The organism is Aporhodopirellula aestuarii, from assembly GCF_023701485.1.
In the GTDB taxonomy this organism is placed as follows: Bacteria; Planctomycetota; Planctomycetia; order Pirellulales; family Pirellulaceae; genus Rhodopirellula; species Rhodopirellula aestuarii.
The window spans coordinates 122,237-148,469 of record NZ_JAMQBK010000060.1; the positions used below are offsets into that span (position 1 = coordinate 122,237).

A 26,233-nucleotide genomic window follows, 5' to 3' on the forward strand; every position below is an offset into this window, starting at 1 on the left:
GCCGCGTCGGAACTGGACGCCAGGAGTCCCAGGCCGAAAACGACGAAAATAAATAAACCCGGACTTTTCGCGGAGAAATACGTTTGGAGGGTCAAACTTCAGTACTCGGTTTGGGTGAAAGACGACGTTACAGAACCAATCATAGATCGAATTCGACCGGTTACCAACATCGCCGGATGGGCTCGCAAGTTAACGGTCGTCTGCCGAGCTGAAATTTTCGCGGTCAGGTTTCGACTTCAAGACGGTACTCGTCGCTACGATATCCTTCCAACCGATCGAACCGCACAGTCCCGTTATGCTTGGCCGTTCTCTTCCGGATTATTTCTGCCCGCGGCAATGGCAACTTTCATGCTCGACGAAGTTCTTCAACACCGGTTAACGACCTCAAACGATCACGCTTTGCGAGCCGACGGTGATTATGTGCTGTACTGGATGATCGCCCAGCGGCGATTGACTTACAATTTTGCCCTACAGCATGCAATCGATCGTGCAATCGAATTTAGCCGTCCACTGCTGATCTTTGAGCCGCTTCGTGTCCGTTATCAATGGGCGAGCGATCGCATCCATCGTTTTGTTATTGAGGGGATGCGGGACAATGCCCAATCTGCGAGGCGCGTCGGTATTGCGTACTACCCCTACGTGGAACCCAAACCTGGCCACGGCACACCGTTGCTACATCAATTGGCCAACCGCGCCTGTGTGGTCGTGACAGACGAATACCCTTGCTTCTTTTTGCCGACGATGATCGAAGCGGTCAAAGAACGGATCCCGGCGAGACTCGAGCTCGTCGATGGTAACGGTATCCTACCGCTTCGGCTTGCTGAAAAAACATATACCGTCGCTCACAGCTATCGTCGGTATATGCAAAAAAATGTACTCGATGCTCTCGATCGAGTTCCCTCTGCAACTCCCCTGCCCTGCCCTGCTCTGCCCTCCCCTGCCCCGATCGAGTCCAAGAACATCCGTCCGGTCGATGGCTTCCTCGCATCGAATATAATTTCACGGAAGATACTCGATCGCTGGCCGGCCGCCGATTTCGAACGGCTCCTTGATCAAGGCGGCATTTCAGAAATACCGATCGACCATGACGTGGTTCCTTCACCGGTTTGTCCAGGCGGGACGATCGAAGCGGAACGACGATTGGCTGATTTCCTTGATCATAAACTCGATCGCTATGGCGATGACCGCAATCATCCTGATGAACACGCCACATCCGGTCTCAGTCCACATTTGCATTTCGGCCATATCTCCGCTCATGAGATGGTGCTCAAACTCTTCGAGCGTGAAGAATGGTCTCCTGAGAATGCATCCAAGCCCAACGGGAAAAACCATGACTTTTGGAACGTCAGCGAACCGGCGGAAGGGTTTCTTGACCAGGTACTGACATGGCGTGAGATCGGGTTTAATTGGGCGTTCAAAAATCCCGACACGTATGACAAGTTGGAATCGCTTCCCGATTGGGCTCAAAAGTCACTCCGGGCGACCGCTGACGACGAACGGCCCTTTCTCTATTCACTCGAACAATTTGAGAACGCCGACACGCATGACGAATTGTGGAACGCCGCACAAAATGAAATTGTTCGCACCGGAATGATGCACAACTACATGCGGATGTTATGGGGAAAGAAGATCTTTCACTGGACGCGGTCAGCCCAAGAAGCTCTTGATGTCATGATTCACCTCAACAACAAATATGGACTCGATGGGCGCGACCCGAATTCTTATTGCGGCATCTTATGGGTTCTCGGCCGCACCGACCGGGCCTGGGGACCGCGGCGACCGGTTTTTGGAAGCATCAGGTACATGACCAGCGACAGCGCTCGGAAGAAGCTCAAACTGAAGAAGTATCTCGAACGATTCGCTTGAAACCGTCTGAAGATCAGCTCACAAGAGCCCGTTCACGTTTAACACATATCAGTCGCTCTTCAGTAGGCAGGCAGGAGTCATTCGCTAGTTTGCCCAATGATTCCTGCCAACCGGCTTAGTCCTTAAGGCTATTATCAACGTTTGACTTCGATTCGTTCGCCGAATTGGCGGGTGTCGGGTTGGCTCGATCGGCCACGAAGCTCAGCACGGTTCCCTTCATGCCATCGAATTTGAACGTGGCTGACGCATCGGCTGTTCCTTCGCTTCCTTCGAGCAAGGCGTGAACTATCAATCCTTCGTCTTCGCTGATCCGGTTTTCGACTTCCGTGATCATTACGGTTGGATTCTCGCCCAACCAAACATCCACTTTGTCGACGATCCCATCGAGTACCTCATCATTCGCGACTTCGATAAAGGATTCATGCATGAGAGGTTTCATTTTCTCATAATTTCGCTCTAAGAGTTGGGTAAAGAACTCTTTGGTACGCTCACGATATAGCTCGTCGCTCGCCGGTCCGGTGAACCAATCGTTACCGAGCTTGTCTGGATTGATTTTGAATTTGATCAATTTGTCGTTTTGAAAAACGAACTCGCTGCTCGCCACGCCATTCTCAAAGGTCATCTCGCCTGAGGTGGTCACAACACTTTTTCCGGGTGAGCCGTCGTAATGAATGTTGAAGTTCGTGCCGGATTCAAATTGACACTCTCCCATCACCGCGTTGACTTCTTTCATCCAAGCCAACATGACAGGTGCATCGACTTCGGTGCGGAGTGTTGGGTCGCAGAGATCGAGGAATGCTTCAGGGTCTTCCGCAACAATGGTTTCGAAGACCGGACGTTGGTAAGCTTGGGTGGCGCTGGTGGCAAAATAGAATCCAATCCCACAAAGTGCCAGCAACAAGAATCCGGCTCCCAATACCGCAATAATGACCCATTTCATTGCAATCTCTCCCCCCTGAAATCAGCTTCCGTTTTTGAGAGAAGCCGTGGTTGGTGGACGTTCGAAAATCATCAAGGAAGCGACCGGGCTTGATGCTGCCCAGACACCGACCGGTCACCCTCCTTGTTTCCCAAGATAGTTAACCGAGGGACCCCCGTATAGAATAACCGCTCACAACAAGCTCGATATGCGGTGTATAACAATCTCTCGCCACCTTTTAGCAATCCTCGAGTGATGTCTCCTTTGCACACCTGTATTCCCACTTGTTTATCACCTGTGATCGACAATCGTCGACCACTCGAGCCCGCCCCGACCGAGATCGAGACGCAGTTATCATCACTCGGCAACGTCCGCGTGGTCGTTTTGGATGTGTATGGCACCTTGATCATCAGCGGCAGTGGCGACGTCGGCACGGCGGAAGATGTGCCAACGGCAACCGCCAGCCCGATCGGTTCCCACGATCCCGTTGCTCAGGCCGTTTCGGCGTCGGGCGTCAAGGTTCTCGATCATTTGCCGTCGATGGAACAGATTCGGGCTCGCATCGAACGGGTCAATCGATCCCGGTTATTCGACACCAATCCCCGACCCGAAGTAGAGATTTTGGATATTTGGCGAGCCGAATTCATCGAAGCCGGTCGGAGCGATATCGCCTTGGATCCTCCGCTCCTGGCCAACATCGTCGCGTGGTTTGAATCAATGATGAACCCGACATGGCCGATGCCGGGCGCCGCTGAGGCACTTGATCATCTACACGCGAGCGGCAAATCGCTCGGGATCGTCAGCAACGCCCAGGTTTTCACCATCCCGTTGGTGGAAGACTTGATCGATGGTCCGTTGGAAAGTCGGTTTGATTTGAATCTCTGCCATTTTTCGAACCGGTATCGGGCATCAAAACCGGGGCCGTTGATGTTCGATCGTCTGGTTCGCGAAATGGCTCGCCGCAATATTGCCGCTGAAGAGGCGGTATACGTCGGCAATGACATGCTCAACGATGTCTTTGCGGCCAAAAATGCTGGATTGAAGACCGCTTTGTTCGCGGGCGACGCCCGCAGCTTGCGATTACGGCAAGATCATCCCTCTTGCGCTGACTTGTCGGCCGACGTGGTGATCACATCGTGGAATCACCTATTAGAGTGTATTAGGTGAAGGTCATTTAAACCCTCGATCGTGAGTAGTGATGGGCGTTCAAATTGGATTCGTGGGAACCCGTTTCGCGGGCACCGATGGGGTGTCTCTCGAAAGCGCTAAATGGGCACAGGTCCTCTGGGATCATCGCCACGTCAGCCACTGGTACAGCGGGCTGAGCGATCGTGACCCCACGGTTTCGATGGTGGTACCGCACGCCTATTTCAACCATCCCGACATCCAATGGATCAACCGGCGGGCGTTCGGGACGCGGACGCGAACGCCCGATGTGACGCAGCGAATCTACACGCTCGCGGACTATCTCAAGGGGACGTTGTACGATTTTACGCAGCGATATCACCTCGATCTGTTGATCGTTCAGAACGCGTTATGCATTCCGATGAACATCCCGCTCGGCGTCGCGTTGACGAACTTCATCGCCGAGACCGGATTCCCGACGATCGCCCACCATCACGACTTTTATTGGGAAAGAGATCGTTTCAGCGTCAGCGCGGTCACCGACATGCTTTGGATGGCGTTCCCCCCTGCCCTGCCCCAAATCCAAAATGTGACGATCAACTCGTTCGCTCAGGAAGACCTTTCCCACCGGCGAGGTGTTTCGTCAGTGCTCGTTCCCAACGTGCTCGATTTCGAAAACCCGCCCCCGGAAGCGGATGATTACGCGAGATGCTTTCGCAAAGACATCGGTATCGCCGAGGACGACATCCTTTTCCTGCAACCCACCCGCGTTGTCCCTCGCAAAGGCATCGAACATGCAATTTCGCTGGTCGCCGCCCTGAAGGATGATCGCTGCAAGCTCGTGATCTCGCACGCCAGCGGCGACGAGGGAAACGAGTATCTGCAAGTGTTGCATGATCTCGCCGCCCAAAGCGGCGTGGATTTGCGATTAGTCGACGATCAAGTCGGTGACAAACGCGGCCTCAACGCCGATGGCAATCGCGTCTACACCCTCGCAGACGCCTACTCACAAGCCGACTTCATCACCTATCCGAGTATCTACGAGGGATTCGGTAATGCGCTCTTAGAAGCGTTTTATTACCGCAAACCGTTGCTGGTGAATCGCTATTCCATCTACGTCGCTGACATCGAACCGAAGGGTGCGAGAGTGATTTCGATGGACGGCTACCTGACCAAAGACGTGGTCGCCAAAGTCAAGCGGATCATCAGCGACCAAGCGTTTCGTGAAGAAATGGTGGATTTCAATTACGAAATCGGCCGTGCGTTTTTCTCTTACGGGGTGCTGCGTCGGAAGCTCCGCGCACTCGTCACCAACTTCACCGGACAGGATAACTTGTGAGTGAATCAACCGCTGAGACGCTGCGACATCGGATCAAGGATGTTTACGGGCATGTGCCACTCTCCTTGTTCGACGGATTGCTGCACTTAGTGGGTGAAAGCTCAGGATCCGATGGCGGGACGAATCGAGACGGGGAGAACGCGGATTCGACTTTAACGCCCTCGGCGGCACCGGCACGATCAACCGCACCGGGCAAGTTATGGGATCATCGAGATGTGGTGTTGATCACCTACGCCGACCAAGTTCGCGAGCCAAATCCTGGTGATGGACGTGAGGATGCTCCTCCCACTCCAGCCCGTTCGCCGCTCGCCGCCCAGCATCGTTTTCTCGTCGATCACGGTCTCAATGAGTTAATCCGATGTGTGCATTTGCTGCCCTTCTGCCCTTCGACGAGCGATGACGGGTTTTCGGTCGCCGATTACCTCCGCGTCGATCCTGACTTCGGCACGTGGGAGGACATCGCCAACCTCGGTGGCGATTTTGACCTGATGTACGACCTCGTGCTCAACCACTCGTCCCAGCAGCACGAGTGGTTTCAACAGTTTCTCGCTGGTGATCCGGAGTATGCCGATTTCTACACGACCGCGGATCCGACGATCGACCTATCAGAAGTGATCCGCCCCCGAAGCCTGCCTTTGCTGACTTCGTTTGAATCCGCCGAAGGGCCGATCTCGGTTTGGACGACATTCAGTGCCGATCAAGTCGATCTGAACTACGCCAACCCGGATGTCATGTTGGCGATGATCGAGACGCTGGTCGAATACGCTCGCCGGGGTGCCAGGATTGTTCGGCTCGACGCGATCGCGTTTTTGTGGAAGGAGATTGGCTCGTCGTGTTTGCATTTGCCACAAACCCACGCCGCGGTGAAGTTGATGCGGTGGGTGCTCGATCATGCCGTGCCGGGGACGTTGATCCTGACGGAGACCAACGTGCCGCACCGGGAGAACGTGAGCTATTTCGGATCGGGCGATGACGAGGCCCACATGGTCTACCAGTTCAGCCTCCCACCGCTGCTGCTCGATGCCATCCACAGCGGCGACACGAGCGTCCTGACTGAATGGATGGGCAGCCTCACTCTGCCATCGGACGAGACTACCTATTTCAATTTCACCGCCTCGCACGACGGCATCGGTGTGCGGCCCGCTGAAGGTTTGTTGCCGCCCGAAAGGATCGACGCCCTGGTGAAAATAGTCCGCGACGCCGGTGGCAAGGTCGGCATGCGGGCTCAGAGCGACGGTAGCGAAAGCCCCTACGAACTGAACATCACCTACCTCGATGCGGTCGCCGATCGACGACAGGTTTCGCCGGCGGAACACTCCCGCCGATTCTTGGCGACGCAGGCGGTGATGCTATCCATGCGAGGGATCCCCGCTATCTATTTCCACTCGCTCGTTGGTTCGCCCTGCGACTTTGCCGCCGTCGAATCGTCCGGCATCAACCGCCGGATCAATCGCCACAAATACGATCGCTCGGAACTCGAGTCGGCGCTGCTGGGACCTGATTCGCTGCAGCGTCAGGTGATGGACGGCTACCGGCAATTGCTCGACGTCCGCCGGTCCCAGACCGCGTTCGACCCCGCCGCCACACAAACGATGCTAGACCTGCCCACCGACGGTCTGATCGGTTGGGTCCGTCAAATTCCCGGCGAGGCACCGCTCATCGTCGTCGCCAATTTGAGCGGTCAACCTCGATCAATCGACCCCGCGCTGCTGCCTTCCGGGTACCGCCTCGACGTGCTCGCGGAGGAGGACTTAGACCCGTCCAAGCCACTCGATGTCCGACCATTTCAGGTGCGTTGGATGGTCTGAGAGTCCGGGAGATTTTTCCCACTCAGGCACCGGTTTGCTCGGCGACCCAACTGGCATAACCTGGGCTCGCCGCGGTGACCTGCGTGACCAAAATCTGGGGCTCGTCATAGGGGTGATTTTCGGCGAGCCACTCCATCAACGGCGACGACAATGCGGCCCTGGTTTTGATAATCAGCCGGTACTCCTGATCGACGTGCAGCCTTCCTTCCCACCGGTAGTGACTCTCCACCGGCGAGTCGATTTGGACGCAGGCAGCCAACCCCTTTTCCAACATCGATGATGCAAGTCGCCGCGCCGTTTCTTGCTTGTCGACGGTCGTCCAAACGATCGCCAACGCCTCCATCTGTGAATTATTTTCGCTCATTTTTTGCTCCTGTTTGGGGGCGTTCCAGCTTACCTAGCCCGCTGTTCACCCTGTGGAAAAGCTGTCTTTTCAGTGTCTGCTTACTGTCGATCTCTGTCGACCATTTGACCACCCCTGAGCCGCGACTGTCTGGAACTGTCCAGAACGCTGACATTTATCGACAGCTTCCAGACATCGGGAAGACAAGTTATCCACACGTGAACAAGACGTGGTTTTGCCCTGTTTCGCCAGTGATTTGCGTCCTTATCGTCCAACCGTCGACACTCGATGTCCGCACATTACGACGACGACGAAGAAAGATATTAAGTTCTTTGATAGCAAAACCTCTGAGTGAGTCAGTTGGTTGCTAGCAACCTCCGTGATGGCTCCCGAGTCGCTTTCAAATTTGAGGGGGTGCGTCGCTGAGGCCGCCCCGGTAAAACATCCACTCGACCAACGGTATCCGTCGCTAACGAAAACACTCGCCCATGAAGATCACCTGTCAACGAGACATTCTTGCCAACGCGTTCGCACTGGCCGCTAGCATCGCGCCATCTCGGTCGCCCAAGGAGATTTTGCAGAACGTGAAGATCACCGCCGCGGGTAGCAAGTTGACCCTTTCGGCGACGGACCAAGAGGTGGGAATCCGGTTGGATGTGACCGAGGGGGTGGAGATCGAAACTGAAGGCACGGCGTTGTTGCCGGTGCAGCGAACCGGGGCGATTTTCCGGGAGAGCAACGACGAAAAAATTACCATCGAAACCGACGAATCGGGCATCCGAATTTCGGGCAGCCGCAGCAAGTTTCGCCTGCCCGGGAACAACCCTGATGAGTTTCCGACGGTGCGAGAATTCGACGAAGAGAAGTACCATCAAATCAGCACGCGGCTGTTCCGTGAAATGCTCAAACGGACCGCCTTCGCGACCGATTCGGAGTCCAGCCGATATGCCCTAGGCGGGGTGCTGTTGGAGATGGAAGAGAACACCGTGATCGCGGTCGGGACCGATGGCCGTCGCTTGGCACGGATGGAAGGCACCGGTGAACCGGTCGGCGGTCACCAGACCAACGGCATGACAACGATCGTTCCGACACGGGCGATCGCCCTGATCGAAAAGGCACTCAGCGACAAGGACGATACCGTCGAGGTCGCGTCGCGCGGAAACGATCTTCTGATCCGGACCCCGCGGGCGGTGATCTCGAGCCGATTGGTCGAAGGTCGATATCCGAACTGGCGGCAGGTGCTTCCCAAACGCGAGAATGCGGTTCAGATCGATGTGACGGTGGGGCCGCTGTTTGCCGCTTTGCGTCAGGCCGCCATCGTGACTGATATCGACAGCCGCGGGGTCGATTTCACGTTTGCCGACGGGACACTGAAATTGGAGGCGTCGACCGCTGACCTCGGCGAGTCGCAGATCGAACTTCCGATCGTCTATGATGGTGAATCGATCACGTTGACAATGGACCATCGGTACCTAGCGGATTTCTGCAAGGTGATGGATTCGGAAGCGACGTTTGTGATGGAGATCGAAAGCTCGAAGTCCCCTGCCCTGCTCAACACCGACGACGGGTATGCTTATGTCATCATGCCGATGGCTCGCGATCGTTAAGGCTAGCAATTGAAAAAGAACGTCCCAAACCCGGATGATGAACGGGGACGCGGTGCTCGCCGTATCGGGACCATCGTTTCCCAATTGATGAGCCGGCGGGGCTACGCGAGTGTCGCCAGCGACAATGCGATGACCGCCTCGATTGCCAAGAGCGTGGGACCGGCTCTGGCGGGCAGCATCATGGTCGGCAAGCTCAACCGCGGTGTGTTGCAGGTCTACGCGGTCGACAGCGTCGTGATGCAGGAACTCACGTTTCAAAAACGTCAGATTCTCCGAGCGCTGATCAAGGATCACCCGCAAGCCAAGATCACAGATATCCGGTTCAAGCTAGGCGCACAAAAATCCGGCGGGTGAGTGGTCGTTTGGCGAGTCGGTTGGCGGAGTGTTCCCCGTTTGGACGAGCGTAGCTACATTGGGGCCATCGGATGAAGTCGCGAACGCTGAGTGAACGCTCGGCCACGCGATCCAACTAGGCTTCCGATTTTCAGCCCTCGACACTCACTCCGCATCCCATCCATGCTTGCAGCTCGAATCATTCCTTGTTTGGACGTTCATGGTGGCCGGGTCGTCAAGGGAACCAACTTTGTCAACTTGCGTGACGCGGGCGATCCCGTCGAAGTCGCTCGCCGTTATGAAGCCGACGGGGCCGACGAGTTGGTTTTTCTCGACATCACGGCCAGCCACGAGGAACGGGACATTCTGCTCGACGTTGTCCGTCGAACTGCAGAGCAAGTTTTCATGCCACTGACGGTCGGAGGCGGCGTTCGAACGATCGAAGACGTCCGGGCGTTGTTATCGGCGGGATGTGACAAGGTATCGATCAATTCCTCAGCGGTGACCGATCCGGAATTCGTCCGGCGGGCGGCAGATCGTTTTGGCAGCCAGTGCATCGTCGTCAACATCGATCCCAAACGGGTCCAACGAGACGGCGAAGAATTCTGGGAAGTCCACATCAACGGGGGTCGAAAACCCACCGGATTGCAGGCGGTCGAGTGGGCAAAGGAGGTCGAACAGCTTGGTGCTGGCGAAATAGTTTTGACGAGCATGGACGCCGACGGCACCTGCGACGGGTACGACATTCCGATCACGCGAGCGGTCAGCGAAGCGGTGTCGATTCCGGTCGTAGCCAGTGGTGGAGCGGGGAATCCAGACCATCTGGGCGAGGCGATCCGTGACGGGAAGGCGGATGCGGCTCTCGCGGCGAGCATTTTCCACTTCGGAACGTTCACCATCGAAGAAACCAAACGACGGATGCGAGAAATGGGAATCGCCGTCCGGCTGCCTTAACTCCTTGACCTGAACCGCTATCGCAAGGAACATGTCGGTCAAACTTTCCCGAAGGCGTTTTTCCCCCACCCGAAGTGATTGCTCGTGTCTGATGTGGTTCCAGTTCGTAATGCGTTGATTAGTGTCAGTGACAAGATGGGGCTGACCGATCTGGCCGCAGGTCTGCGTGCCGCTGGCGTGACGATTTACAGCACCGGAGGGACCCGGTCTCACTTGGAAAATTCCGGCATCGAGGTCGAAGATGTCGCGAATTACACGGGTTTTCCCGAAATGCTCGACGGACGCGTCAAAACGCTCCACCCGAGAATTTTCGCCGGGATCCTCGCCCGCCGCGATCGAGAAGATCATCTCGAAACGATCGCCGAACATGACATCGAGCCGTTCGACCTCGTGGTGGTAAACCTCTACCCCTTCGCAGCCACGGCGAGTCGTGCCGGTGTCAGCCGCGAAGAATGCATCGAGCAAATCGACATCGGCGGCCCCAGCCTCGTGCGAGCGGCGGCAAAAAATCAAAACGATGTGGCCATAGCGACCAGCCCCGAACAATACAGCGAGATCATCGAGCAGTTGCAGAGTATCGGCGGAACGACCGCCGAACTACGCAAACAACTCGCCGCAGAAGCCTTCGATCACACCGCGAGCTACGACCGGGCAATCGCGGATTATCTGCAAGGCGAAACTGTCAGTGGTGAGTTCCCGCAAACCATGCACGTGACGCTGCGTCGCAAGACCCAACTCCGCTACGGTGAGAACCCTCATCAACGAGCCGCCCTCTACAGTGACCGCAACGATCGATCAGCCAATTTGGTATCGGCACGTCAAATCAGCGGCAAGGAGCTCTCCTACAACAACTTGCTCGACCTCGACGCGGCGCTCGAAATCGTTCGTGGATTTGCCAATCCCGCCGCTTCCGTCATTAAGCACAACAACCCTTGTGGTGCAGCAACAGCGACGACGTTGGTCGAAGCGGTTACCAGTGCGATGGCTGGTGACCCATTGAGTGCGTTCGGAAGTGTGATCGGAATCAACCGGACCGTGGATCTCGCCACGGCGGAGTTCTTGTGCGAACCGGGACTTTTCATCGAAGCGATTGTCGCTCCCGATTTCGAAGCCAGTGCGGTGGGACTGCTCACCACGCGTCCGCGTTGGAAAGAGAATGTCCGATTGATGCAGGTCGGACGACTCGACAGTGACCCCTCCAAACTCGCTCGCCGTTTCATCAGCGGCGGGATGTTGGTCCAAGACGCCGATTGCATGTCCAGTTCGTCGTTGCAGTGGAAGACTGTCACGGAGACGCCTGTCGACAAAGAACTGTGGGACGATATTTCGTTCGGTTGGGAGATGGTGCGACACGTTAAGAGTAACGCCATCGTGCTCGCTAAAGACACGTCCTTGGTTGGCGTTGGTGCCGGACAGATGAGCCGCGTCGACAGCGTCGAGATCGCCATCGACAAAGCGGGTGAACGATGCGAAGGATCGATTCTCGCGAGCGACGCGTTCTTCCCCTTCCCTGATTCGATCGAAGCGGCAGCCAAAGCAGGCGTTGTCGCCATCATCCAACCAGGCGGATCTCGACGTGATAATGAAGTGATCGCCGCTTGCGATCAGTTCGAAATCCCCATGGTCTTCACCGGCCGCCGACACTTCAAACACTAAGTCGGCTGAGCTTGCGATGTGTTCGATCCAATACGGACACCGATACGGCCGCGGCGATGGCATGCAGTCTCGATCGTGACTAACCATTCACGAGACGCAGGATCCAACGTGACTTTAGTCGGATCGTTGATGCGTCTTGTTAGTAACGACGCTTTCGAAGTCCGGCGGTTGCCGTGGTGGAATGACGGAGCTGTGGTTAGCCGCAAAGACTAATAACTGAAAGACTCCTGCTTTCCTGCTTCGCGATGGTGAGCTAAGCCGACCTTCGCACTTGCCAGCCTAGTTGGAACTACTGGGCTGCTAGAAGTAGTACACCAACAACGAAGCCGCCAACAGCACCGATGCCCAAAACGTCATCGTGTTGGTCGACCATGTCCGACCGAGCAATCCGGTTTCGTTGAAGCCATCGCGAACCGTGTTGAGCGAACCACGCAGTCCGTTTAAGAACACGCTTCGGAAGCCACCGTCGATTTTCTCGATACCGAAGCGGAGCCCTGAAACGGCCTTGGGCATGGCGACCCGGTAAAACCAATCGGTGTCCAGCACCGTGGCACGTTTCTCTTCTGGATACAAACCTGTCTTGATCAAAAAGACAAACGCCAGACACGCAAACAAGAGTAGTTGCAACTGCGTGACAACGTGTGTGATCGTGTAGGGGTGGTAGTTTGATTCATACGGAAGCAACGCATACAACATTGGATATGCGATCCCGAGCGTGATGCAGCCCACCGCCGCAATGCCCATCGCCAAGAGCATGTTCCAGGGGGCTTCCTTGGGACGTTTCCCACTGTCGTGTGCAAAGAACGCAAAGAACGGAATTTTGATTCCCGAGTGTTCCATCACCCCCGCTGATGCGATCAACAGCACGATCCAAACGCCAGCAAGATGATGTTCCGCGGCTGCGGAAATGATCATCGACTTGCTAACAAACCCGCTCAACAACGGGAAACCCGAGATCGCCCCGGCTCCGATTAAACAGAACGTCGTGGTCCATGGCATGGATTTGTGCAAACCGCCCAGCTCGGTCGCTTTGGTCGTTCCCACGCGGTACAACACCGCGCCCATCGACATGAACAACAACGACTTGTAGATGATATGGCAAAACGCGTGCGCGACGGTACCGTTAATCGCCAGTTCGGTCCCGATCCCGATTCCGACAACCATGAAACCGAGTTGGTTGTTGAGGCTGTAGGCGAGCACTCTTCGCAGGTCATTTTCGATCACCGCAAAGACGATCGGAAACAATGTCATCGTGCATCCGACCCAAATCAAGGGCTCGAAACCGGCAAAGCCTCGGCACAGCGAGTAAACAGCGAGTTTCGTCGTGAAGGCGCTGAGAAACACCGTGCCGGTCACAGTCGCCTTCGGGTAGGAATCCTGCAACCAGTTGTGTAGCAACGGGAAGGCACACTTAATACCGAAGGCTGTCAAAACTAATTTGCCGGCGGTCGTGAGTCCGTCGCCCGCACCGTCGAGTCCCACAAACGATTCGAATGCGAGTGAACCCGTCTCGACGTATTGCACAATCGCTCCGGACAGCAGCAAGACGCCCGAGGTCACCTGGATGATGAGATATCGCATCCCCGCTCGGTAGGAAGTCTCTGAGTCGCTCGCCCAAACCAGGAACACGCTTGAGATGGCGGTCAATTCCCAAAACACAAACAGGGTAATCAGATCGCCCGCGCACGCCGCCCCGATAGCCGCACCCGCGTAGAACACGCCCGCCACATGTTGACGGGTATCACGCACGTGCAACGCATAAATCGCTGACACGATCGCCGCGAGATGAAACACGATTCCGAAGGGACGCGATAACTTGTCGATTCGAACGACGTTGAGTTCATCGCCAAACAGTTCGATGATTCCGTAGTTGCCCGCCGGTGTGCTCAAAAACAGGACCAGGCTCAGTGTTGAGAGTGCGAGCACGACCCATGGTTGAACCCGCCGCGCGAGCAGCGGCAGAAACAACGCACCGACCATCATGATCAGCCCAGGGGGCATACTAGCGATCGCCGTCATGATAATAATCCTCCGGACGTGAAACGATCATGCGTAGCAAGCGACCTAGAAAAACGATCACAACAAACGTGACGAATCCAAACCAAGCCTGAAAAGCGAAACTGCTTTCGATCGCAAAGTGAGGATGCGGGTTGGTATAAAACAAATCGGCGAGAGCCAGCCCGGCACAGATCACGACGAGCGCGATGATCATCATGCGAACGTTTTGGGGACGTTCGAACCAGCTCGGATCGGTGGGTTCATTAGGGTGATTCATGTTCGTCCTTGCGGCTCACTAAGAAGGCGTCATCGTGATGGGCAACAAAGCCTGATAAATCCACTCGGCCGCGAAGAACAACACGACACTGCCGATCGCGGTCACGCACAACGGCACCACGCACATCATCGGTGCTTCCTGCATGTTGGCCAACCAACTGCCGGTTTCTTGACTTGGGTCGTCCGGCGTATCAGATTTCGGCTTCATGAACGCACGCATCGGGATCGGAATGAGGTACGCAATGTTCAGCAACGAACTGACCATCAAAGCGGCTGTGAGAAGGTACTGATGCGTCTCGACCGTGCCGACAGCCAAGAACCACTTGCTCCACGCACCTCCGCCGGGAGGCAATCCGATGATGCTCACCGACGCGATCAAAAACGCCGCGAACGTCAGCGGCATCTTGCGTCCTAAGCCTTCCATCTCGCTAATATTCTTCTTATGCGCGGCGACATAGATCGCTCCGGCACAAAAGAACAATGTGATTTTGCCAACGGCATGCATCGCGATATGCATTCCGCCACCGATCACACTGTTGGGCGTGGCAAGCATCGCACCCAACGTGATGTAAGCGAGTTGCCCGATCGTCGAGTAAGCCAGTCGGGCTTTCAGATTGTCTTTGGTCATTGCCACCAGTGATGCGACCACCAAAGTGAATCCCGCGACGTAGGCGAGATACAAACTCACGCCGGTCTCCCGCAGCAGTTCCAATCCGAAGATATAAACGCATACCTTCATGACTGAAAAGACGCCGACTTTGACGACCGCGACCGCGTGTAACAAAGCACTGACGGGTGTCGGAGCGACCATCGCGGCCGGTAACCAACGGTGAAAAGGCATCAAAGCCGCCTTGCCGATTCCGAACGCAAACAGCCCGACCAGCACGGCCAAGCCCGTTTGCGAAATGCGATTTTCGGCAACCGCATCTGCCAAGATTCCGCCAAGTTTGAAATCAACCGTACCGGCCAGCGACCAGGTCCAAACGATCGCCAGCATGAAAAACGCAATCGATGTCGACAACAAAATCCCGAGATAAATGCGTCCGCCCCGTTTGGCTTCCTCGGTTCCGTGATGCGTCACCAGCGGATAGGTCGAGATCGTCATCACCTCGTAGGCGATGAACAAGGTAAACAGGTTTGCCGAAAAGGCCGCGGCGAGAGCCGCAAAAATGGCGATCGCGAAACACGCAAAGAACCGAGTTTGCTGCTTTTCATGGTGCCCTCGCATGTAGCCGATCGCATACGCCGTCGTCAGAATCCAGAGACCGGATGCCACCAACGCGAACAACATCCCAAGGGGCTCGACGCGAAACGCGATCTCGAAACCGGGCAACATTTCGCCCAAATTCCATTCAGGTCGTTCACCGGCAAACACACCGATCGACAGCGAAGCGGTGACGATAAACAAAAGTCCGGCGATCGTGCCTGATGAACCGTCGCGCAGGTCGGGTGTCTTCCCAAAAAAGACGATCAGTCCTACCGCCAAAATCGGTAGCGCCAGCGAAATCCATATCATGTGATCGGGAGACATCTTAAGGGGTTCCTCCCAAGAGAGCGATCGCAGCTTGGCGAGCTATACCCGCGGAATAAGACGTCCAAACCCCGAACACCAATGTTGCACCGATCAGGACATACGTCGGTATCAGCATCCGCAGCGGCGCTTCGGTTGCATTCGCTGCCGCTTCACTCGGCTCTGCAAAAAATAACGTCTCGACCACCCGCCAAATGTACACAACGGCGAGCAATGAGCTGAGCAACATCAATGCAGCGACCGGCCATCGGCCTGCTTCGAACGCACTGGTCAGCAGTAGCCATTTGCTAATGAATCCAGCCGTCAAAGGCACTCCAATCAATCCGAGCCCACCGATCGCCCATGCCAGCGAAGTCAGCGGCATCGTTCGACCGGCACCCTTCCAATCCGACAACTGCACACTGCCCAATCGTAACGCGAAACAACCCGCGACCATGAACAACCCGCCCTTGATCAACGCGTGGTTGAACATGTGAACGATGCCGGCGGACAAACCTGTTGGAGTGGCCATCGAAATACCGAGCAACATGTAACCGATCTGAGCCACACTCGAGTAGGCGAGCAGTCGCTTGACATTGTCTTGATAGATCGCCGCGATGGAGGCAATGAAAATGCCGACCAGCGAAAACAGCATCAGCTCGGTATCCAACGGCAACACATCGAATGCGAACCCCGGTGTGATGATTTCGAAGATGATCCGCACGAACGCATACACCGAAACCTTAGTAGCCGTCGCCGCGATGAAACAGGTTACCACCGACGGGGCATACGTGTACGCATTGGGCAACCAAGTGTGCAGCGGGAAGACCGCCATCTTCACGCACAACCCCACGGTTAAAAACGCAAACGCGACGAGAACCGTTCGAGGGCCATGTTCATGTGGTACGCGAGCGGCGATATCACCCATGTTGAGCGTGCCGGTCATTTGATACAGCAACCCGATGCCGATCAAAATAAACGTCGCTCCGATACTGCCCAGGATCAAGTATTGAAACGCCGCCAACGGTGCCCGTCGGGTCCGTCCGAGACTGATCAACGCGTACGACGAGAGAGATGAGATTTCGAGAAATACAAATACATTGAATAAGTCACCCGTGACGCACATACCGAGTAGCCCGGTCATGCACAACAGATACGTCGCATAGAACAGATAGTGCTTCGACTCCGATATCTCATCGCGGACACTCAGCGGAGCATAGACGAGAACGATCGCACCGATCCCGGATACAAACGACATGACGAAGCCGGAAAAGATGTCGACCCGATATTCGATGCCGTACGGTGGACTCCAATCGCCGAGTTCGTATCGCACCACTCCATGAACGAGTGTTTCCTCAAGCAACGTGATGCTGCAGGCAAACGTCAACAGCGAAACAACGAGCGCGAGCGCGTACGCAGCACGACCGTTGCCTGTGAGTACACAGCATGGGGCAGCGACCAACGGCATCACGATCAATAGAATCGGCAGATGGGCAAAGATCGCATCGATCATGTGATCTCTCCCAAAGTTCCCAAAAGACAGTGCCTCATTCGCCGCGATCCAATTCCAAAATACGTTCTTCGTCCACTGTCCCGTAGTCTTCTCGGATCCGAACGACCAGCGCGAGGGCCAACGCCGTTGTCGCGATCCCGACCACAATCGCCGTCAGCATCAGGACACTCGGTAGTGGGTTGGAGTAAATGATTTCTGTCGTTGTGCTCGCCAACTCGCCACCGTGCTGCAGGGCAGCATGAGCGACTTCATGAGCACCTTCCACGTGGGGCGTGGCGGCATGGCCGGCATCCGATCCGTGTGCGGCGTGAGCCTGAGCGGCTGCGATTGCCGGCGGCACAATCGGCGCGGTCCCGCCCTCGACCTTGCCCATCGTGATGTAGAGCAAGAACACCGAGGTCTGAAAGATGTTAAGACCGATTACCGATTTGATCAGGTTCTTACGCGCCAGCACGATGTAGAACCCGGTCATCATCAAAAAGATCACGACCCAGTAGTTGTAAAGTCCGGCGACGGATTCGAGCGTCATTAGACCTGCTTCCTTCCTGCGAACGCATAAAAAATCATCGTCATCACCGCGGTCACCGTGATACCGACACCGAGTTCGACGAGGAATATTCCGAGGTGCTGTCCGCTCGGCACGTGCCAGTGTGGCAAGACATCATGTTCGAGCACGCTGTAATCGAGAAACTTGCCGCCGAGAGCCATCGTGAGCACCCCGGTGCCGGCGTAGATCAACACACCGAGCGCCATGCATTTCTCAATCACGATGGGAGGCGCGACCTTTTTGATCGCATGAAGTCCAAAGACCAATCCGTAGAGAATCAAACCCGACGCAAAGATAACGCCCGCTTGGAATCCACCACCGGGACCGTAGTCACCATGGAATTGAACGTAGAACGCGAACAGGAGGATATAGGGGATCAGTAACTTGGTAATGATCCGAATGATTGGAAACCCGGTCATGACGATTTGTTCCTCGCCAGTGGAGCGGTGTCATCCTGTTCGTCTTCGTTTTTTCGTAGGATCAACAACACAGCAATGCCCGCTGTTAACACCACGGTGGTTTCACCCAAGGTGTCGTACCCCCGGTAGCTCGCCAGGAGCGCGGTGACGACGTTGGGGAGTCCATGCATGTCCGCTTCGGATCGTTCAACAAACGACGGATCCGGGTACACCTGGACGGGAGCGTCTGGTGAACCGAAATGGGGCATGTCGAGCGTCCCATATACCAGCGTCGCGCCGGTAACGATGACGACAAATAAGGGAACAACAGAAGATTTTCGCGGAATGTCTTCGGCTTTGCCCGTCAACGCCATCGTGCTGAGCATCAACACCGTCGAGATTCCCGCACCCACTGCCGCCTCGGTAAACGCGACGTCGGGAGCATCCAAGATGATCATCCAACTCGCGCTGAGAAAACTGTAGATGCCGGTGAACATGATCACCGCCCACAGTTCCCGGAGTTGTGCGATTGCAACCGCCGTGATGGCGAGCAGCGCGAGCAAGGCAAATACGATCAAATTCATTCGGGGTTCCCTCCGCTGATGGTCGGCAATTCGATGTCATTTTCGACATCGAGTTGCGGCTTGAGTCCATGGGAAATCGCCGATTTCGCCAATGCGTGACATGAACTCGGACTCGTGACCGTCAGGAAAAAAAGGATCACAAACAATTTGAATGCGGTGAGTGTTGGGCCGGCCAACAGTAGCAAACCGATGATCAACAATCCGGCACCCATCGTGTCGGTAATTCCGCCACCGTGCATCCGGGAATAGAATTCGGGCAATCGGACCAACCCGATGCCACCGATGACCGAAAAGATCGACCCGGCGATCAAAAAGAAATAGCTTGCGATTTCTAAGACGATCATCGTGTTTCGGATTCTCCCGGAGCAGCGACACTACCACCGAAGTCGTTGTATTGTGTGAATCGCAGCAGCGCGACCATGCCGATGAAATTCATCAGGCTGTATAGCAGTGCGAGATCGAGAAAATCACTCCGTCCGGTCACGAAGCTGACTACCGAAATCAGCAGCACCGTCTTGGTGCCGAACATATTGAGTGCCAACACGCGGTCAAAAACGGTCGGCCCGAGTGCCGCCCGAATGAGTGCCAACGTCATCGTCAACAGCACCGCGAATGAGGTGGCCATCAACACGCCCGCGGTCAATTCACTCGGTAAGAGATCCGGCGTCATCAGGAGGCTCCTTGGCCAGATGTGTTCGAATCGGAAACGATCGGCTCGTCATCGCATTCGTCAACCGCATCGTCGTAACCGCGCTCGATACGGCAAACCCGCTCACCCATTTCGTCCGTCATTTCGTCGGAAGATTCGCTCAACGACAATCCGTGAACGAGGACCTGGTTGCCTTCCAGACGCACCGAAACGGTACCCGGCGTCAACGTGATCGAGTTCGCAAAGATGACCCGCCCGAGTTCACTTTTTTGCCTCGCCGGAACAGAGATCAGGTTTCGCCGCAGCGGCATCTCACGCGAAAGAATGATTCTTGCGACGTTGATGTTGGACAACACGATTTCCTTGGCTAACCAAGGTGCATACATTAAAAAAGGTCGTACACCCAGATGAGCCGGGGCTCCTTCCTCGTCGACGATGTTCATTCGTGAGGAGAGCCACAGGCATATGACGCACGAAGCAATCCCTAGCCCGATTAGAAACGGGTTGTCAAAATGCCCTGACCAAAGTAGCCAGTTGGCGGTAAGAGCGACAAAAAGGGTGAGAGCGTATTTCACGTGCGAAGCATTCAATCCTTTGATAGACGCGTGTCGAGAAGCGGGTAGCCTACATATCTTTCGACCGACATAGCCTATACCGCCTGCACAAATCAAGACAAGCCGGGCAAATTGTATGACTATGGCTGGCACGTCTGGTTCGACTCGAACCTGAACCGCCTTGATAACCCATTGTCTAAAATGGTCAGGTTGACTTCTTTGCGTGTCCCCAACGGAAGCATCCTGGGTGTTCAACTAACTAAAATGGGCAATATGCGGCGCCTTGCCGCCTTGCTCTCCAATTCCATAGACAGCTCGCGTAGCCATGTTGATCCGAGTGGACCCAATCCTATTCTCGAATGTCTCCACCGCAATTCAGCGTACCGCCCACCTCACCGGCGGCGCCGTCCGCGGACTACCCGGAGGCAACGTGATCGAGGGGCTAAAGGGGATCAATTCCTTTAACTCTGAAATGGCCGAAGCCCAGAAGGAATTCAATCAGGGCCGACCTCAGTCCGCATTGCAGCGGGTGCGACAAATGGAAATGACGTTCAACGGCATCGCCGGTCGTTGGAATTCGATGGTCGGTTCGATCATCACGTCAGCCAGACAAGGGAAGACGAACCTCTCTTTGCAGAAACTCAACGAGGTCAAAAACGCCCAAGCGAAAATGCAGCAGTTAACCGGTCCGGTCACCAAAACGTTTCGGGACCTGATCTCGGCCCTCGATCACGCCGTCTCGAACGAGTCGGATGAGTCCGAAACGGAGTCTGGGCAAGACAGGGACACCCACGAACAAAAGATCGCCGACGGACAAGCCGAAGAAGCTTCTGTGGCGGGTGACGAAGGTGAAATTTCTGGGAATGAATCGCAGCCGTCCGAACCCGCTGCTATCCAACGTCCGCAAACACCGGACCCCAACCTGCTCGAGCGTTTTGCCGAGAAATATCATTACGGTCCCAAATTACGGATCGAAGTGGATGCAGATCGCAAGGTTCGCATTCGGCCAAAGCTCGAGAGTGGGCAGTTCTATTTTATGGAAGGACTTGAACCTCCGAGCGTTGTTCGCGTGCGCGAGGTACATCGTCAGTCGGTTGTGATCTATGATTCGCGAGCGAGCGTCGAAGTTTCACTCGATGCTGCGGAAATCAAGCGGCTGCTCGATAAAGGCATCTGGTTGCTTGAACCACGCTAAGGCTCAGATGGCGTTCGCCGCAGTTCTCAACGCGGAAATCGCAACCAACTCCGTTGGGCTAATCAAACTCGTGACTGTCCAGCTATGCCGGGTAAGGATCAACTGATTCTCCTCGTGAGTGATGTTCAGCGGTTAGGGATGCGATCGCACCACCAGCGGCGATGAAGGGTTTGGTATATTGCGGGTCTCGTTTGCAGGTCGTGTTTCTCTACCGACTGTCCCCACCCCTCATCGCCGAGCCTTCGTCGTATGGCCAAAAAGTCAGCTGCCTCCAAGTCGACCGGGTCTGAATCAAAGAACAAACAGAACACGAATACGGTGGATGACTCATCGGTGTTGCGGCAACCCGCTGAGGTGGCCTTCGCCGAAGAAATCGAAGCATTGATCGCCGCGGATAAAAATCCTCGTCCGGCCGGATGGCGGATGTCACCGCGGAGCGTGCTGACGTACATCACGGGTGGCAAAGTCGGCTCGCGGACGATTCTTCCCAAGTATGTAGGCAACGACCGCGTGGTGCAGATCGCCATCTCGACACTCGTTACCGATCGAGCCCTGCTTCTCATCGGCGAACCCGGTACCGCCAAGTCCTGGTTGAGCGAGCATCTCGCGGCGGCCATCAACGGTGACAGTACCAAGGTGGTCCAGGGGACAGCGGGCACGACCGAAGAACAGATCCGCTACACGTGGAATTACGCGATGCTGATCGCTCATGGTCCCAGTCACGAAGCGTTGATCAAAAGTCCGATCTACCGCGCAATGGAACAGGGCAGCCTTGCACGTTTTGAAGAGATCACCCGATGTGCGTCCGAAGTCCAGGACGCGATGATTTCCTTGCTAAGCGAAAAGCGACTTTCGATTCCTGAACTGTCAACCGAATTGGCAGCAGCGAAAGGGTTCTCGGTTATCGCGACCGCCAATACCCGTGACCGTGGTGTCAATGACATGTCCGCGGCACTCAAACGACGATTCAATATTGTTGTCCTGCCGACTCCCGCAAAGATGGAAACGGAAATCGAGATCGTGACCAACCGCGTCAAAGAGTTGTCAGCGGATTTGGCATTGCAGTCCGAAATGCCCGGCGAGGACGCCATCGAACAGATCGTTACGATCTTTCGTGAACTTCGCGAAGGGCAAACGCTTGACGGGAAAAACAAAGTCAAAACGCCCTCGGGAGTGTTGTCGACCGCCGAAGCAATTTCGCTGCTCACGGGAAGCATGGCACTGGCGGGCAATTTCGGCGATGGCAGCGTCTCACCCGCTGATCTTGCCGCCGGCCTGCAGGGCGCGATCGTGCGCGATGAGGAAAAAGACAAACTCGTCTGGGCCGAATACCTGAAGAACGTCGTCAAGAAACGCGGCTCGGCTTGGCGGCCGCTCTACACCGCCTGCGAAGATCACAATGGCTAAACGCAAGTCGGCATCCTCACGATCCATGCCCGCTTCGGCATCGAGGGCGTCCACCGCATCGCGTCAAGGCGTGCACGTTTTCGGTGTTCGACACTTGTCGCCGATGGCCGCTCGAGATTTGTGTTTGTTGCTCGACGAGATTCAACCCTCCATCGTTTTGATCGAAGGACTCTCAGACGCGACGAATTTAATCGGCGACATCACCCGCAAAGAAACGCAGCCGCCGATCGCGATTCTTGCCTACACCGAATCGGTACCCGTTCGAACGCTCGTCTATCCGCTTGCCCGGTATAGTCCAGAGTACCGAGCGATCCAGTGGGCAGACGACAATGACAAGGTCGCGAGATTCATCGACTTGCCGTCGAACATCTTTCTGGCGCTACAGCGACAGATGGTGCCATCAAGTGCACCGGAGCTTCGCGACGAATCAGACGACATCGACGAAACGCCGGAACCCGCACCCGCACCCGCACCCACGACGCTTCCTTTGCCGCTGGGCGTCTATGAGCGGATCGCGTCCGCCGCAGGGGAATCAGATTACGAAGCCTATTGGGAGCGTCGGTTCGAACATCTCGACACGCCCGGCGCGTATCGTCACGCGGCCATGACCTTTGGCGAACAACTGCGTGATCTTCGTGAAGATCAACCTCATGATCTCGCGGAAAACCTGATCCGCGAGTCGTTCATGCGACGTTGTATCGATGAGGCGATCGCCGAAGGTCACACGCCTGACAAGATCGTTGTCGTCGTCGGCGCGTTTCACGCCAGTGTGCTCGGCGATGAGTATCCATCGATGACGGACGAGGAACTCGCGAGCTTGCCGAGTTTGGACGCGAAGCGAACATTGATGCCGTATTCCTATTTCAAACTCTCGTCGCAGTCGGGTTATGGTGCGGGCAATCACGCGCCGGCTTACTACGAACTCCTGTGGGATTGTCTAAACAAGCCTTCCCTCGATGCTGCATCCGGTGACCGAGGCGTCGACGCTCTGGCAGCCCGTTACTTAACCGGGATCGTCCGGGAACTTCGAAAATCGGGGACGCATCGCAGCACGGCGGAGGTGATCGAATCGGTACGACTTAGCCGCACGTTGTCCTCGCTCAAAGAAGGTTCGGCGCCGGTGCTCGAAGATCTTCGAGATGCCGCTGTCGCGATCATCGGCCAAGGTGATCGAGGCGTCTTGGCGGATCCGATGGCTCGCGTCGAAGTCGGGACCGCGATCGGCACTTTGCCCAAAGGTGTCAGCCAAACGTCGATCCAGGACGATTTCAATCAGAAATTACAGTCGCTGAAATTGGAGAAGTACCGTACGACGGTAAAACAGGATTTGTCGCTGGACTTGCGAGAAAATCGTCGAGCCAAGACGGAGGAATCGGCGTTCCTGGATTTGAACCGTTCGACGTTCCTGCATCGACTCGATCTGCTCGAAGTACCCTTCGCGACGAGGCAAGAGTCACGTCAGACCTCAACGACCTGGGGCGAATCGTGGCAATTGCAATGGTCACCCGAAGCCGAAATCGCACTGGTTGAATCGGTTTTGATGGGTGAAACCGTCGAGCTCGCCACGGCGTACAAACTCAAACAACACATCGACAATGCTCAGAGCGTTGCCGGAGCTGCGTCGCTCGTGAAGGTTGCCAGCCGCTGCGAGATGTTGCCGGGGATGTTGGCCGCCCGCGGCAAATTGCAAGAACTCGCAACGGCAACGTCCGCGGTCGTTGAAACCGCCGCGGCCGCGTATGAATTGATGCAAACGATCCGGTTCGGCGACGTGCGGCGACTCGATACATCACCGCTGTTACCGTTGGTCGACGAGTTGTTCGTGCAATCGGTGTTGGGCCTAGTTGCGTCGTCCGGCGGCGATACCGCGGCGGCACAAAAGATGATGAGAGCGATGGACCAACTCAACAACGTCGCGCTGGAATTTGACGAACGCGTCGATGACGAGTTGTGGATCGATCGTTTACGAGAGCTCGCCCGGCGTGATGACCGCAATCCGTTGTTGTCCGGTTACGCGTGTGCCATTCTGCTGGAGCGAGGCCAAATGGACAACGATGAGTTGTCTCGCGAAGTGTCGCGGCGGCTTTCGCCGGGCATTCCAGCGGACCTCGGTGCGGGATGGTTTGAAGGTCTGGCAGGCCGTAATCGTTATGCGCTGTTGGCTCGCCAAGCGATGTGGTCGCAGTTGACCGAATACATCTCGTTGCTCGACGAGGAACAGTTTCGCCGCAGCGTCGTTTTTCTACGGCGTGCGTTTGGAAGTTTTAGTGCAAGCGAAAAAAGAACGATTGCGGAAAACCTCGGCGAACACTGGGGCATCGGTGCCGAGATCGCAACGGAATTGATGCAGGCCGAACTCACCGAAGACGAACAGGAAACATTGGAGGAGCTCAATGAGTTCGACTTCGACGAATTCTAACGAGATCGAAGAACAGGTCCGTCGCTGGCGATTGGTTCTCGGCCGATCCGCAGCCGAGGAACTCGGTCGTGCTTGCGGCGGTGCCTGCCCATCGCTATCGGAAGATCAGATCGCCATGGACGAGGCGCTGGCGGCGATCTACGACGAAACCGAACAGGAACCAACCAGCCAACGTTCGGCGGGACTCGGCGGATCGTCACCGCGGCTCGCCAAATGGCTCGGTGACGTCCGCACGTATTTTACCGAAGACGTCGTGTCGGTCATTCAATCCGATGCGATCGAGCGGAAAGGCTTGACGCAACTGTTGTTTGAGCCCGAGATGCTCAAGAACGTCCAACCAAACGTGCAGTTGGTTGGAACACTGATGTCACTGCGAGGACAGATCCCCGAGCGTACGAAAGAGACCGCGCGGATGGTCGTCCGCGCGGTCGTCGAAAAAATCAAATTGGAACTCGAAAACAAAATACGCCGAGCCGTCACCGGAGCACTCAATCGCGGCGAACACTCCCCGATCCCTCATGCCGATTCGATCGATTGGAAGTGGACGATCGGACGCAATCTCAAAAACTACAATCCGCAGCTCGGCAAACTGATCCCCGAGCGAGTCTACTTTTTCTCGCGAGCGCAGCGACGACAAAGTTGGACCGTGATCGTCGACATGGATCAAAGCGGATCGATGGCCGATTCGGTTGTGTACGGCGCCGTCGTCGGATCAATTTTCGCGAGTTTACCGGCACTCAAAACCCACGTGATCGCGTTCGATACCGAAGTCGTCGATTTAACCGAGCAATGCGGTGACGATCCCGTTGATATGTTGTTCGGTGTGCAGCTCGGAGGCGGTACCGATATTAATAAATCGGTTGCTTACTGCGAACAATTCATCGAGTCGCCTCGAGAGACTTTGTTTATCTTGCTGACGGATCTGTACGAAGGCGGGAACCAATCCCAACTCGTCCGTCGACTTAGCGAGATGGTCGGTTCGGGTGTCAAAGTCTTATGCTTGCTCGCGTTATCGGACTCGGGAATTCCGAGTTACGACGAGAGCCTTGCGAAAAAGCTCGCCGGTCTTGGTATCCCCTGTTTTGGCTGCACGCCCGATCGCATGCCGGAACTTGTTGCCGGTGCCCTACGAGGTGACGACCTGTCGAGTCTCGCGAGTCGATTGACTGCCAAAGACTGACGTGAGGACATGAAAAAACCATCGCGTCACGTGAGCGAAGCGATGGCTTTTGA

Annotated in this window: 24 protein-coding genes; 12 read left to right on the forward strand and 12 right to left on the reverse strand. The window is 55.8% G+C overall.

The window, feature by feature from the left end:
- The first annotated feature begins 432 nt into the window (after positions 1–432).
- Entirely contained in the window at positions 433–1,866 is a 1,434-nt protein-coding gene (locus NB063_RS21085; RefSeq protein WP_250931170.1) for a cryptochrome/DNA photolyase family protein, read from the forward strand.
- Between the two features lie 115 nt (positions 1,867–1,981).
- Here the strand turns inward: NB063_RS21085 and NB063_RS21090 are convergent, their stop codons facing one another.
- On the reverse strand, positions 1,982–2,806 hold the full coding sequence (locus tag NB063_RS21090; RefSeq protein WP_250930744.1) for a hypothetical protein: 825 nt from the start codon (positions 2,804–2,806) through the stop codon (positions 1,982–1,984).
- 276 nt (positions 2,807–3,082) lie between these two features.
- Here NB063_RS21090 and NB063_RS21095 point away from each other — a divergent pair, with 276 nt between their 5' ends.
- Genes NB063_RS21095 through NB063_RS21105 form a run of 3 tightly spaced genes read left to right on the forward strand, consistent with a single transcriptional unit; the run spans position 3,083 to position 7,057 of the window.
- The gene (locus tag NB063_RS21095) at positions 3,083–3,952 is read left to right on the forward strand and encodes an HAD family hydrolase (RefSeq protein WP_250930745.1); all 870 of its coding nucleotides are present in this window, start codon (positions 3,083–3,085) and stop codon (positions 3,950–3,952) included.
- Between the two features lie 31 nt (positions 3,953–3,983).
- Entirely contained in the window at positions 3,984–5,249 is a 1,266-nt protein-coding gene (locus NB063_RS21100) for a glycosyltransferase family 4 protein (RefSeq protein WP_250930746.1), read from the forward strand.
- Positions 5,246–7,057 (forward strand): sugar phosphorylase, encoded by a 1,812-nt coding sequence (locus tag NB063_RS21105; RefSeq protein ID WP_250930747.1) that lies wholly within the window; start codon positions 5,246–5,248, stop codon positions 7,055–7,057. Before NB063_RS21100 ends, NB063_RS21105 begins: the two co-directional genes overlap by 4 nt.
- A gap of 22 nt (positions 7,058–7,079) precedes the next feature.
- On the opposite strand, the gene cutA is transcribed toward NB063_RS21105, so the two are convergent.
- The gene (gene cutA / locus NB063_RS21110) at positions 7,080–7,421 is read right to left on the reverse strand and encodes a divalent-cation tolerance protein CutA (RefSeq protein WP_250930748.1); all 342 of its coding nucleotides are present in this window, start codon (positions 7,419–7,421) and stop codon (positions 7,080–7,082) included.
- A gap of 467 nt (positions 7,422–7,888) precedes the next feature.
- Between cutA and dnaN the strand changes: the two genes are divergently transcribed.
- From dnaN to purH, 4 genes are all read left to right on the forward strand, one after another.
- Entirely contained in the window at positions 7,889–9,007 is a 1,119-nt protein-coding gene (gene dnaN, locus NB063_RS21115; RefSeq protein WP_250930749.1) for a DNA polymerase III subunit beta, read from the forward strand.
- Positions 9,008–9,016: 9 nt separating this feature from the next.
- Positions 9,017–9,361, forward strand: a complete 345-nt coding sequence (locus tag NB063_RS21120; protein WP_250930750.1) for a DUF721 domain-containing protein — start codon at positions 9,017–9,019, stop codon at positions 9,359–9,361.
- Between the two features lie 162 nt (positions 9,362–9,523).
- Complete coding sequence (hisF, locus tag NB063_RS21125; protein WP_250930751.1) at positions 9,524–10,294, forward strand: imidazole glycerol phosphate synthase subunit HisF; 771 nt, start codon at positions 9,524–9,526, stop codon at positions 10,292–10,294.
- Between the two features lie 93 nt (positions 10,295–10,387).
- On the forward strand, positions 10,388–11,950 hold the full coding sequence (purH, locus tag NB063_RS21130; protein ID WP_322975273.1) for a bifunctional phosphoribosylaminoimidazolecarboxamide formyltransferase/IMP cyclohydrolase: 1,563 nt from the start codon (positions 10,388–10,390) through the stop codon (positions 11,948–11,950).
- 300 nt (positions 11,951–12,250) lie between these two features.
- Here purH and NB063_RS21135 read toward each other — a convergent pair whose 3' ends face one another.
- The 10 genes from NB063_RS21135 to NB063_RS21180 are packed head-to-tail and all read right to left on the reverse strand — an operon-like array spanning position 12,251 to position 20,132.
- Positions 12,251–13,969, reverse strand: a complete 1,719-nt coding sequence (locus NB063_RS21135) for a Na(+)/H(+) antiporter subunit D (RefSeq protein WP_250930752.1) — start codon at positions 13,967–13,969, stop codon at positions 12,251–12,253.
- Entirely contained in the window at positions 13,953–14,225 is a 273-nt protein-coding gene (locus NB063_RS21140; RefSeq protein WP_250930753.1) for a hypothetical protein, read from the reverse strand. Before NB063_RS21140 ends, NB063_RS21135 begins: the two co-directional genes overlap by 17 nt.
- 18 nt (positions 14,226–14,243) lie before the next feature.
- Positions 14,244–15,755, reverse strand: coding sequence for a proton-conducting transporter transmembrane domain-containing protein (locus NB063_RS21145; RefSeq protein WP_250930754.1), 1,512 nt, complete (start codon positions 15,753–15,755; stop codon positions 14,244–14,246).
- Between the two features lies 1 nt (position 15,756).
- Positions 15,757–17,247: a monovalent cation/H+ antiporter subunit D family protein gene (locus tag NB063_RS21150; RefSeq protein ID WP_250930755.1), complete on the reverse strand. Its 1,491-nt coding sequence runs from the start codon at positions 17,245–17,247 to the stop codon at positions 15,757–15,759.
- 34 nt (positions 17,248–17,281) lie between these two features.
- The gene (locus tag NB063_RS21155; protein WP_250930756.1) at positions 17,282–17,776 is read right to left on the reverse strand and encodes a sodium:proton antiporter; all 495 of its coding nucleotides are present in this window, start codon (positions 17,774–17,776) and stop codon (positions 17,282–17,284) included.
- Positions 17,776–18,213 carry a Na(+)/H(+) antiporter subunit B gene (locus NB063_RS21160; RefSeq protein WP_250930757.1) on the reverse strand — a complete coding sequence of 146 codons (438 nt, stop codon included), beginning with the start codon at positions 18,211–18,213 and terminating at the stop codon, positions 17,776–17,778. The genes NB063_RS21155 and NB063_RS21160 overlap by 1 nt, the downstream gene beginning before the upstream one ends.
- Positions 18,210–18,776, reverse strand: coding sequence for a DUF4040 domain-containing protein (locus NB063_RS21165; RefSeq protein WP_250930758.1), 567 nt, complete (start codon positions 18,774–18,776; stop codon positions 18,210–18,212). The genes NB063_RS21160 and NB063_RS21165 overlap by 4 nt, the downstream gene beginning before the upstream one ends.
- A complete protein-coding gene (gene mnhG, locus NB063_RS21170) occupies positions 18,773–19,120 on the reverse strand; it encodes a monovalent cation/H(+) antiporter subunit G (protein WP_250930759.1) in 348 nt (115 codons plus the stop codon). The genes NB063_RS21165 and mnhG overlap by 4 nt, the downstream gene beginning before the upstream one ends.
- Positions 19,117–19,446 carry a monovalent cation/H+ antiporter complex subunit F gene (locus NB063_RS21175; RefSeq protein ID WP_250930760.1) on the reverse strand — a complete coding sequence of 110 codons (330 nt, stop codon included), beginning with the start codon at positions 19,444–19,446 and terminating at the stop codon, positions 19,117–19,119. The genes mnhG and NB063_RS21175 overlap by 4 nt, the downstream gene beginning before the upstream one ends.
- Positions 19,446–20,132 carry a Na+/H+ antiporter subunit E gene (locus NB063_RS21180; RefSeq protein ID WP_322975264.1) on the reverse strand — a complete coding sequence of 229 codons (687 nt, stop codon included), beginning with the start codon at positions 20,130–20,132 and terminating at the stop codon, positions 19,446–19,448. Before NB063_RS21180 ends, NB063_RS21175 begins: the two co-directional genes overlap by 1 nt.
- A gap of 172 nt (positions 20,133–20,304) precedes the next feature.
- Between NB063_RS21180 and NB063_RS21185 the strand changes: the two genes are divergently transcribed.
- The 4 genes from NB063_RS21185 to NB063_RS21200 all read left to right on the forward strand — a co-directional run bounded on the left by NB063_RS21185 (position 20,305) and on the right by NB063_RS21200 (position 26,180).
- Entirely contained in the window at positions 20,305–21,174 is an 870-nt protein-coding gene (locus NB063_RS21185) for a hypothetical protein (RefSeq protein WP_250930762.1), read from the forward strand.
- A gap of 249 nt (positions 21,175–21,423) precedes the next feature.
- Positions 21,424–22,581 carry an AAA family ATPase gene (locus tag NB063_RS21190; RefSeq protein ID WP_250930763.1) on the forward strand — a complete coding sequence of 386 codons (1,158 nt, stop codon included), beginning with the start codon at positions 21,424–21,426 and terminating at the stop codon, positions 22,579–22,581.
- Positions 22,574–25,000 (forward strand): DUF5682 family protein, encoded by a 2,427-nt coding sequence (locus NB063_RS21195; RefSeq protein WP_250930764.1) that lies wholly within the window; start codon positions 22,574–22,576, stop codon positions 24,998–25,000. The genes NB063_RS21190 and NB063_RS21195 overlap by 8 nt, the downstream gene beginning before the upstream one ends.
- On the forward strand, positions 24,975–26,180 hold the full coding sequence (locus NB063_RS21200) for a VWA domain-containing protein (RefSeq protein ID WP_250930765.1): 1,206 nt from the start codon (positions 24,975–24,977) through the stop codon (positions 26,178–26,180). Before NB063_RS21195 ends, NB063_RS21200 begins: the two co-directional genes overlap by 26 nt.
- Positions 26,181–26,233 lie beyond the last annotated feature (53 nt).

What these genes read in the sequence shown, in the direction of transcription:
- NB063_RS21085 (WP_250931170.1), top strand. Translation starts at nt 433, where the DNA reads ATGATCGCCCAGCGGCGATTGACTTACAATTTTGCCCTACAGCATGCA.
- NB063_RS21090 (WP_250930744.1), bottom strand. Translation starts at nt 2,806, where the DNA reads ATGAAATGGGTCATTATTGCGGTATTGGGAGCCGGATTCTTGTTGCTG.
- NB063_RS21100 (WP_250930746.1), top strand. Translation starts at nt 3,984, where the DNA reads ATGGGCGTTCAAATTGGATTCGTGGGAACCCGTTTCGCGGGCACCGAT.
- cutA (WP_250930748.1), bottom strand. Translation starts at nt 7,421, where the DNA reads ATGAGCGAAAATAATTCACAGATGGAGGCGTTGGCGATCGTTTGGACG.
- dnaN (WP_250930749.1), top strand. Translation starts at nt 7,889, where the DNA reads ATGAAGATCACCTGTCAACGAGACATTCTTGCCAACGCGTTCGCACTG.
- hisF (WP_250930751.1), top strand. Translation starts at nt 9,524, where the DNA reads ATGCTTGCAGCTCGAATCATTCCTTGTTTGGACGTTCATGGTGGCCGG.
- NB063_RS21135 (WP_250930752.1), bottom strand. Translation starts at nt 13,969, where the DNA reads ATGACGGCGATCGCTAGTATGCCCCCTGGGCTGATCATGATGGTCGGT.
- NB063_RS21140 (WP_250930753.1), bottom strand. Translation starts at nt 14,225, where the DNA reads ATGAATCACCCTAATGAACCCACCGATCCGAGCTGGTTCGAACGTCCC.
- NB063_RS21145 (WP_250930754.1), bottom strand. Translation starts at nt 15,755, where the DNA reads ATGTCTCCCGATCACATGATATGGATTTCGCTGGCGCTACCGATTTTG.
- NB063_RS21150 (WP_250930755.1), bottom strand. Translation starts at nt 17,247, where the DNA reads ATGATCGATGCGATCTTTGCCCATCTGCCGATTCTATTGATCGTGATG.
- NB063_RS21155 (WP_250930756.1), bottom strand. Translation starts at nt 17,776, where the DNA reads ATGACGCTCGAATCCGTCGCCGGACTTTACAACTACTGGGTCGTGATC.
- NB063_RS21160 (WP_250930757.1), bottom strand. Translation starts at nt 18,213, where the DNA reads ATGACCGGGTTTCCAATCATTCGGATCATTACCAAGTTACTGATCCCC.
- NB063_RS21165 (WP_250930758.1), bottom strand. Translation starts at nt 18,776, where the DNA reads ATGAATTTGATCGTATTTGCCTTGCTCGCGCTGCTCGCCATCACGGCG.
- mnhG (WP_250930759.1), bottom strand. Translation starts at nt 19,120, where the DNA reads ATGATCGTCTTAGAAATCGCAAGCTATTTCTTTTTGATCGCCGGGTCG.
- NB063_RS21175 (WP_250930760.1), bottom strand. Translation starts at nt 19,446, where the DNA reads ATGACGCCGGATCTCTTACCGAGTGAATTGACCGCGGGCGTGTTGATG.
- NB063_RS21185 (WP_250930762.1), top strand. Translation starts at nt 20,305, where the DNA reads ATGTTGATCCGAGTGGACCCAATCCTATTCTCGAATGTCTCCACCGCA.
- NB063_RS21190 (WP_250930763.1), top strand. Translation starts at nt 21,424, where the DNA reads ATGGCCAAAAAGTCAGCTGCCTCCAAGTCGACCGGGTCTGAATCAAAG.
- NB063_RS21195 (WP_250930764.1), top strand. Translation starts at nt 22,574, where the DNA reads ATGGCTAAACGCAAGTCGGCATCCTCACGATCCATGCCCGCTTCGGCA.
- NB063_RS21200 (WP_250930765.1), top strand. Translation starts at nt 24,975, where the DNA reads ATGAGTTCGACTTCGACGAATTCTAACGAGATCGAAGAACAGGTCCGT.